7 protein-coding genes and 3 pseudogenes are annotated in these 7467 nt (G+C 67.0%); 8 read left to right on the top strand and 2 right to left on the bottom strand.

Features of this window, described 5'->3' with window-relative positions:
* The first annotated feature begins 191 nt into the window (after positions 1-191).
* Positions 192-572 (top strand): hypothetical protein, encoded by a 381-nt coding sequence (locus ACF088_RS40520; protein WP_392381004.1) that lies wholly within the window; start codon positions 192-194, stop codon positions 570-572.
* Positions 573-882: 310 nt separating this feature from the next.
* Complete coding sequence (locus ACF088_RS40525; RefSeq protein WP_392381005.1) at positions 883-1575, top strand: SDR family NAD(P)-dependent oxidoreductase; 693 nt, start codon at positions 883-885, stop codon at positions 1573-1575.
* 521 nt (positions 1576-2096) lie between these two features.
* On the opposite strand, the gene ACF088_RS40530 is transcribed toward ACF088_RS40525, so the two are convergent.
* Complete coding sequence (locus ACF088_RS40530; RefSeq protein ID WP_392381006.1) at positions 2097-2576, bottom strand: diadenosine tetraphosphate hydrolase; 480 nt, start codon at positions 2574-2576, stop codon at positions 2097-2099.
* On the opposite strand from ACF088_RS40530, the gene ACF088_RS40535 reads away from it, so the two are divergent.
* The 3 genes and pseudogenes from ACF088_RS40535 to ACF088_RS40545 form a co-directional block, all read left to right on the top strand.
* A complete protein-coding gene (locus ACF088_RS40535) occupies positions 2575-2703 on the top strand; it encodes a hypothetical protein (RefSeq protein ID WP_392381007.1) in 129 nt (42 codons plus the stop codon). The genes ACF088_RS40530 and ACF088_RS40535 overlap by 2 nt on opposite strands.
* A 155-nt stretch (positions 2704-2858) precedes the next feature.
* Positions 2859-3242: a hypothetical protein gene (locus tag ACF088_RS40540; RefSeq protein ID WP_392381008.1), complete on the top strand. Its 384-nt coding sequence runs from the start codon at positions 2859-2861 to the stop codon at positions 3240-3242.
* An 815-nt stretch (positions 3243-4057) separates the two neighbouring features.
* Positions 4058-4318, top strand: a pseudogene (locus ACF088_RS40545) (tyrosine-type recombinase/integrase); the annotation flags it as partial.
* A 108-nt stretch (positions 4319-4426) separates the two neighbouring features.
* On the opposite strand, the gene ACF088_RS40550 reads toward ACF088_RS40545, so the two are convergent.
* Positions 4427-4687: a hypothetical protein gene (locus ACF088_RS40550; protein ID WP_392381009.1), complete on the bottom strand. Its 261-nt coding sequence runs from the start codon at positions 4685-4687 to the stop codon at positions 4427-4429.
* A gap of 37 nt (positions 4688-4724) precedes the next feature.
* Between ACF088_RS40550 and ACF088_RS40555 the strand changes: the two are divergent.
* The 3 genes and pseudogenes from ACF088_RS40555 to ACF088_RS40565 all read left to right on the top strand — a co-directional run bounded on the left by ACF088_RS40555 (position 4725) and on the right by ACF088_RS40565 (position 7108).
* Positions 4725-5240, top strand: a pseudogene (locus ACF088_RS40555) (DUF998 domain-containing protein).
* Between the two features lie 40 nt (positions 5241-5280).
* Positions 5281-5400: pseudogene (locus ACF088_RS40560) on the top strand (NAD(P)-dependent oxidoreductase); the annotation flags it as partial.
* Positions 5401-6292: 892 nt separating this feature from the next.
* Positions 6293-7108: an SDR family NAD(P)-dependent oxidoreductase gene (locus ACF088_RS40565; protein WP_392381010.1), complete on the top strand. Its 816-nt coding sequence runs from the start codon at positions 6293-6295 to the stop codon at positions 7106-7108.
* The last annotated feature ends 359 nt before the right edge of the window (positions 7109-7467 follow it).

The following is a 7467-nucleotide window of genomic DNA, read 5'->3' on the forward strand; positions in this document are numbered from 1 at the left end:
CCGTCGTCGGTGGGGAACGCCCGTCGGTGTCTTGGGGAGCGAGGGCGTGGAGCGTTCGGCCGGCTGCCTGCGCCTGCCGGGTGGCTTCGGCGAGTGTGGAGGTGTCAGCTACCGCAGGCAGCCAGCTTCTGCAGGCGACGGGCCGAGCGGAAGGAGCCCTGGGGGAGGTACTTACGCGGATATGAGTCATCATGCTGATGCACCGTCGGCGGCAGGGCAGTTGGCTTCAGGTCATGAAACCCGATGAGCACCCCGATGAGTACCCCGAGGAGACCCAGGTCGCTCACGGGGAGACGGGCACGGTTTCGCTGGTGCTGGGGGTGGCTGCCGTCGCGATGTACGGGAGTCCCTTTCTCTTTTTCCTGCCGTCGTGGATCCGTTTTCTCCCCCTGTACCTCACGGTACCCATGGGTATCTGCGCGATCGTTTTCGGAGCCTGTGTTCTCTACCGAATGCGGGGTGATGAGAAAGCCGACCGTCGTCGGGCACGGGCGGGATTCGCGCTCGGGACGGTGCCCCTTGCGGTCCCGATCGTCTTGCTGGTGTGGCTGGAGTGGGCACTACAGCGTTGACACCTTTGAAGTCCTGCATCGTGCCGCCGCCGGCGGCGGTCCGGCCGGCGCCTCTGAACGCCATCCGCACTCACTGCACTCACGCACTCACGGACCAGGTCCCCTTGCCCAGCCAGCACCGGACCGCCCCGAAGTCGACAGGTATGCCTGCTGGATAGGGGGACGATGAGGGACGGGACCAGCCGGTCGTCTTCACCCTGCCGCCATGTGCCGGCCGCGCGCTCGCGGGTGCGGCCAGGGGCTGCCGTGTGGATGTGGCGCCCTATCGGAGCGATCATGCTGAGCTAAGACCAGTGCGGATATAGCCGTGGTGACAGGTGCCAACCAAGGAATCGGGCGGGAAGTTGCCCGACTGCTGGCTGCCGAGGGGATGGTCGTCCATCTCGGCGCGCGAGATCGTGAACGGGGGCGGGCGGCTGCGCGTGAGCTGTCGAGTGGCGGAGCGGATGTGCGATTCGTTCCACTCGACGTGACGGACCAGTCGCAGGTCGATGCTGTGGCGCGGTTGATCGGTGAGGAGTTCGGCAGAATTGACGTGTTGGTCAACAATGCGGGGATCGGGGGCAGCCGACCCGATGTGGAGGAGACCACTGCCCACGATTTCACGGCTGTCTTGGACGTGAACCTGCTGGGCGTGGTCCGCACGACCCACGCCTTGCTGCCGCTGATGCGCAAGGCGGAGCACCCGCGCATCGTCAATGTGACCAGCGGCCGGGGATCGTTCGCGGTCAACGACGACCCGCAGCGGATGGCGTCACGATTGCAGGGACTGGTCTATCCCGTATCAAAGACGGCCCTCAACATGCTGATGTACCAGTACGCCCGCGCGTTGCCGGGGTTCCTGATCAACGCCGTCGACCCGGGCTTCACCGCGACCGCGTGGAACGGACACACGGGCACCAGCACCGCTACGCAAAGCGCCGGAACGATCGTGCAGCTTGCCCTCTCGGTCAGTGGGCCGAGCGGGCGGCTTTTCGACTCCACGGGAGAGATCGGCTGGTAGCACGTGGCGCCCCGACGGGCTGATCAGGGCGATGCGCATCAACGGAGCTTTGTTGTGGGGGCGGGGCGGGGCGGGGCGGGGCGGGGCCTGGCGTCAGCGGACGCAGGAGCGCTGCCACCGGTGCGCGGTGCCTGGTGACTCACGCCGGTGCTGCCACCGGTGCCGGGCGCCGCGACGCGAGCCAAGGGCGCGCCGGCCTTTCCGACCGTGACCGTGCGCAGCTGCTCCCAGTCGACCTCCTGGCGGGTGAGCGGCAGCGCGTCGACGTCGGCGGCCCGGCAGCGTGCCGAGGCCGGCTGCCCGGTAGCGCGTCACGTCGGTGGCCCGGTGGACGAGAGCACCTGGTCGCGGTCGTCGGCACGGCGCCCCCCTACGCGGGCCAGCCCTCGGTCGGCGTGGACCAACTCCGGCGGGCGGCAGCATCGTCACGGGACAACACACCAGGGCAGCTTCAGTGAGCTTCGGCTGACCGTCACCGATCAATGGGCCAGCCGACCGTCAGACCGGCGGGCCCACCACCGTCAGGTCGTCGAGCGAAACCGATCCAGTTCGTTGCCGATCGCTTCCCGCAGCACGGCATGCTGCGGACCGAGCGTGAACTGCTCGTCGCTCCACCGTTCACGCGGATAGAGCCACACCGGAGCACGCACCACATCTTCCGGCTCCCACTCGAACCGCGGCCAGACATGCGCATGCAGGAATGATTCTTTGTTCCCCAGGATCTCCAGATTGACCCGCCGGAAAGCCGGGTCCCATCGTCGGCAGGCCCGCTCAACCGCTTCGCCAAGCTCGTCCATGTCTGACAGGAACGACAACCGCTTTGCCTTCGGCAGGTCCGACAGTCGCTGCACATCCGGTTCATCCACCAGCAGAACCGAGTATCCCGGCAGGAACTGAACATCCCCGATCACTGCGAATCCCGACGTCAACCGCCGCATCACGGTCGGGTTCTCACCCCTTAGCGCAGTCCCGATCCGATCCATCCGCCAGTCACTAGTCATGACCAGAACCTACCTGCTGGTGATCAAGGCCGCCGCGCTTCGTACCCCACCCCTCCTCACACAGTTCAAAGAGCATGCAAGCGGAGAGGAGCGCCCCGGCCGTTTCAAAGATCCTTATCAGTGGTGATCGATTTGGCGAACTGACGTGGATTCAACCCGGTAAACGGGCCTGTCCACGACGGCTTGAAGGCTGAGCACGCCAGTCACAGGGGGAGATCTTTTCGGTTGCCGTCGCCCTTTTCCATCGCCGATCCTGTGTGTTCGGTCAGCGAGGAGGGCATGATGGGGCTTGTTCTGTTCCCAGGCGACGGCGACACCGGCAGTCCGGACGTCTCCTGGTCCTACACCAGCTTCGGAGTGTTTCGGCGGTGGCTGGCGCAGGCCGAGGGTTTCGCACTCGACGAGATGCACGGCTTCGGAGGGCAGCGGCCCTGGAGCGATGTCTCCACCACACTGGAACCACTTCTCGATCATCCCGACGATGACGGCCCCGACCTCACGCCGCCCCAATGCGCCGCGATCCTGCCCCGCCTGAAGGAGATCGCCGACCAGCGGCAAGAGGAAAGCAACGATCAGCTCCTGCAACGACACATCGACGACGCCCGCCAGTTGGTGGTCGTCCTGCAGCTCTGCGTCGAAAGCGACGTCGCACTCCTCTTCAGCTGACGCTGGCCAACGCTACCGGCCTCCAGATGACCGGCAGTTACAGGACAGCCCTCAGGCGGGCACTGCGGTGATTGGTGTGCTGCCGGCGTGTTGTCCGGTGACGGGCAGGCCAGCCCACACGGTCTTGCCTGTGGCGCCTTGTGCTGTGTATCTCCAGCTGTCGCCGAGTGCGGTGACGATGATCAGCCCGTGCCCGTTGGAGGCGAGGTGGTCTGCAGGAAGTGGGATGGGTGCATCGGGGGTTGGATCTTGGACAGTGCATGTCGCCGTGCCTGCGGCATACCTGAGCCCCAGCCACTCGAAACGACAGGACGGACCCTGGGAAGGCTGCGGCGGAGAGCGTTTGCCACAAGCTCGTTGACGATTGCAGTGTCCAGCGCCTGCGACAGCCGCTTCTCCAGCTGCTGGATGCGGGCGGTAGGCGGCGAAGAGCCCGATCGGGCCGACACAGCCCCGTCGTCCCTCATTCCCACCTGCTATCCGGTGTGTCTTTCAGCGGCTGCTCCTCCGCGCCGAGCGCGGGAGACGAGCGCTTGAAGCTTGCCTCGGTAGTCGTGTTGGTCAGGACAGGGGAACAGCGTCCGGGTGATGTCTTCAGTGCCTGCACCGAACGACCAGAACGTCACTGCTCCCGCGGTGAGTAGGCGATCGAGAGCGACGGCCAGGACCCTCGGGGTCACTGCACAAACACGCCCGAACCGGTGCGCCTCGATGACCACCATGCAGGCTGCCGGGGGAGAGGCGGGTGGCAAGCGGCAATCCTGCTAGCCCTTGCGCGGCGGCTGGCCGCCCTCCTGCTCCACCCATGGCGCGCGCTCCGCCGCATCCGCTTCCAGGACCTCCGGCACTCGGCGGCGACCCTCCTCCTGGAGCAGGGCGTCGAACTCGTCGTGATCAAGGAGCTGCTGGGCCATCCCCACATCGGCGTGACCGCGACGGTATACGCCCACGTCCTGCTCCGCCTCCAACGCGACGCCATCGACCTCCTCGGCAACGCCCTCCGCAACCCCGACCTGCCCATCGCCCGACCCGACGACGGCGATGACCCACCGCTTTGTGCAGCACTCGTCCACTGACCTTGCCGTCAACTACTGCCGTCAGAAACCGCAGCGGCCCCACCGGAGACACATCCGGTGGGGCCGCTGGAATCTGAGTAGTGTCATTCAGATAGCGCCATATGCGGTCTACTCGTATACGACTGCTGCGCGAAAGATTGCTGCAATCAGTGCCCAGTCTGGCGCCTCGGGAACTGGTTCGCCGATGACATTCTTGAAGAATCCGTCCATCGACTTTGTCCAACGCGCGGAGGCATCTACAAAGTCCGAGGTGGACGGATTTTGCAGTTCCAATTTTCCATCACGGAGAAGGGTCGCCAACCCTTGTAGATACTTGGCGAGATCCTCCCGAGTGTTGATCTCGTTCAATTCCGGGTCGGGCCAGTTCACGGCCACTCCACTGGGTCGAAGTGATTAATCTAGATCGATGCTCCGTCACCCCGTCAGTGCGCTCACCCTCGGCCGCGCTGGGTGGGCGCAGACTGTCAACCTCCTCTTCACGGGCCTGCTGTCGCTGATCTTCGCCGTGGGTCTGTGGCGTGTCGGACCTTCCCGCTGGGGTGCGCTACTGATCGGCGTGTAGGCGGTCGGCCTGCTGGGTGCAGGTGCCTTCCGGACAGATCCGGTGAGCGGCTACCCTCCCGGCACCCCTGGTCAGTTCCAGCGCCACAGCCGTGCAGGGGCGCTGCATGATCTGTTCTCCCTCATCGGATTCCTCGCTCTTGCCGTGGCCTGTTTTGTATTTGTCCTGTCCAGCACGACTGGTTGGGCCGTCTACTCGATCGCCAGCGGTGTGGTCTGCGCCATGACCATGGCGCTGGCCGGTGCGGCGTTCAACCAGCATCAACGCTGGGTCGACCTCGGCGGACTGATCCAGCGCATCTCACTCACTATCGGCTGGACGTGGCAGACGTTGCTCGCCGTGCGCATACTGCACGCCTAGTGGCCCTTCCGTGGTGCCTGGGCGGCCGGCACGCCAACCGCCAACCTTTCTGAACACCGCCGAGCAGGGCGTCAGCCCGGAACTGCTCAGCCCCTACTTCGAGCTAACGCGCCGCCGCCTGGCCGAAGGCAATGGCGAGCAGGACCTGACGGGCGCGTGATCGACCCTGCTGGTGCACTGACCGGCCGCTTGCCCCGCTTGCCCCCCGAGACGACCGTGCTGGTCACAGTCCTCCACCACAGGCTGTGACCGACATTTTCACAACACCCCCTAGCCGAACAGGTGGCTGATGCCGCCTCGGCCATCTGCTCCGTTCCACATCGTGGCCCCCACCCAAAAGGGGAACCAGCGCACCTGCTCCGGTAGCAGTGGAGCGGCGATTAACCAGACGAGCGGTAGGACAGCGAACATCAGGCAGCAACACCAGACACTTCTGTCAGAAGCGGAAAAGTCTCGCGAATTCCTAGTCATCTCGCGAAAGTAAGCGGTGCCTATGACGCCCGCATGAGTACCCGTACTTACGGCATCGCTTGCGGTAGCTCTGGGAGGTCCTCCGTGGTTGGATCTGCGGCCGTGGCCAGCCGGTGATCCGCGCGGGTCGACGCCGCGGAGGAAGGCGTCAGAGCGCGGCCTGGCCGACGGCCACCAGCCCCATCGGGGCCTCGGCCAGGGTCGTTCAGGACGCCGCGGCCAGCACTGCCGTGTTGACGGGCGGCGTGAACACGGCCTCGGGGAACGCCTGACCGGCAACTTCTCTCCACATACGCGCAGCTTAGACATACTGGCCGACCTGCCGCTCGCCAGTGCCGGGTGCCGGGTTCAGGGGCAGGGCCGTCTCGATGCGGCGTGCTTCTGCCGCAAGTCTCTGCCGTCACACCGTTCCACCGATTAATCGCGGCTTTTTCGCCGCTGCCCTTCACCACGGTCGTTCCTCGCCCCGCACCCAGCCGCGGTGCCGACGGCAGCGGCACCCGGTCGGCCCGGTGGTGCCGGCGCTTCGTATGCTCGCAGTGCGGGAACCGGAAGCTGACCACCTTCGGAGGCGAACGACCATGTCGGAACAGCGTGTTGTCCTGGTGACGGGCGGGGGAACGGGTATCGGGGCCGCCACCGCCCGGGTGCTGCGCACCGCCGGGCACCAGGTGGTGATCTCCGGGCGGCGGCCCGAGCCACTGCGCCGGGTGGCCGAGGAGACCGGAGCGCTGGCGCACCCTTCCGACGCCGCCGACCCCAACGCCGTGCGCGAGCTCGTCGAGACGACGGTGACGACCTACGGGAGACTCGACGGTGTGGTGCTCAACGCCGGAATCGGGCGGGGCGGCGCGATCGGCGACACCGCGGTCGAGGACTGGGAAGAGCTGATGCGGACCAACCTCACCGGCCCGTTCCTGCTGCTGCGTGCCGCGCTGCCGCATCTGCTGGCGGCCCGCGGCGCGGTGGTCGCGGTCGCCTCGGTCGCCGCGCTCCGCAACAGCGTCGGCAACGCCGCCTATGCGACGTCCAAGGCGGGTTTGCTCCACCTCTGCCGCTCCCTCGCCGTCGACTACGGGCCGCAGGGGCTGCGGGCCAACACGGTGTGCCCGGGGTGGGTGCGTACGGAGATGGCCGACCAGCGGATGGCGCGGTTCGCGTCGGAGGCGGAGCTGGCGGGCGGTGCCGAGGCGGCATACGAGGAGGCGAACCGGCTGACTCCCGCCCGGCGGCCGGGTGATCCGGAGGAGGTCGCCGAGGCGATCGACTGGCTGCTGTCGCCCGCCGCGTCCTACGTCAACGGGGCCGTCCTCACCGTCGACGGCGGAGTGACCACGGTCGGAGTCGGTGGTGCCGCCTTCGACAACCGGATCGAGGCGCGCACCCCGCGCCTGTAGCGGACTACCGGACAAGCCCGTTCCACAGGGCCCGTGGCGGGGCTGGAACCCATGGCGGAGCCAGGAACTCATGGCGGGCCAGGGTCCCGGAAAGAGGCTGGGCTTGGGCGGCGCCACCCCGGCAGCCGTGCTCGTCCCGGGGAATTCGGTGCCGACGGCGCGGGCGAGGCTGGCGAGGCGGTGGCCGACCTCAGCCCACTCCGGTCCGGCCCACTTCGGTCCGCCCACTTCGGTCCGGGACGGTCGTCGGGATGGAGCCGGATGTCGCCGTGGTGGGTGGCCACCGGAAGCGGATCAGGGCCGACGGTCACCTGCACCGTCCAGGTCGGCGGCGGCACAGCGCGGGCGGCCGCCTGGCG

The sequence above is a fragment of the Streptomyces sp. NPDC015125 genome (genome assembly GCF_043080045.1).
In the GTDB taxonomy this organism is placed as follows: domain Bacteria; phylum Actinomycetota; class Actinomycetes; order Streptomycetales; family Streptomycetaceae; genus Streptomyces.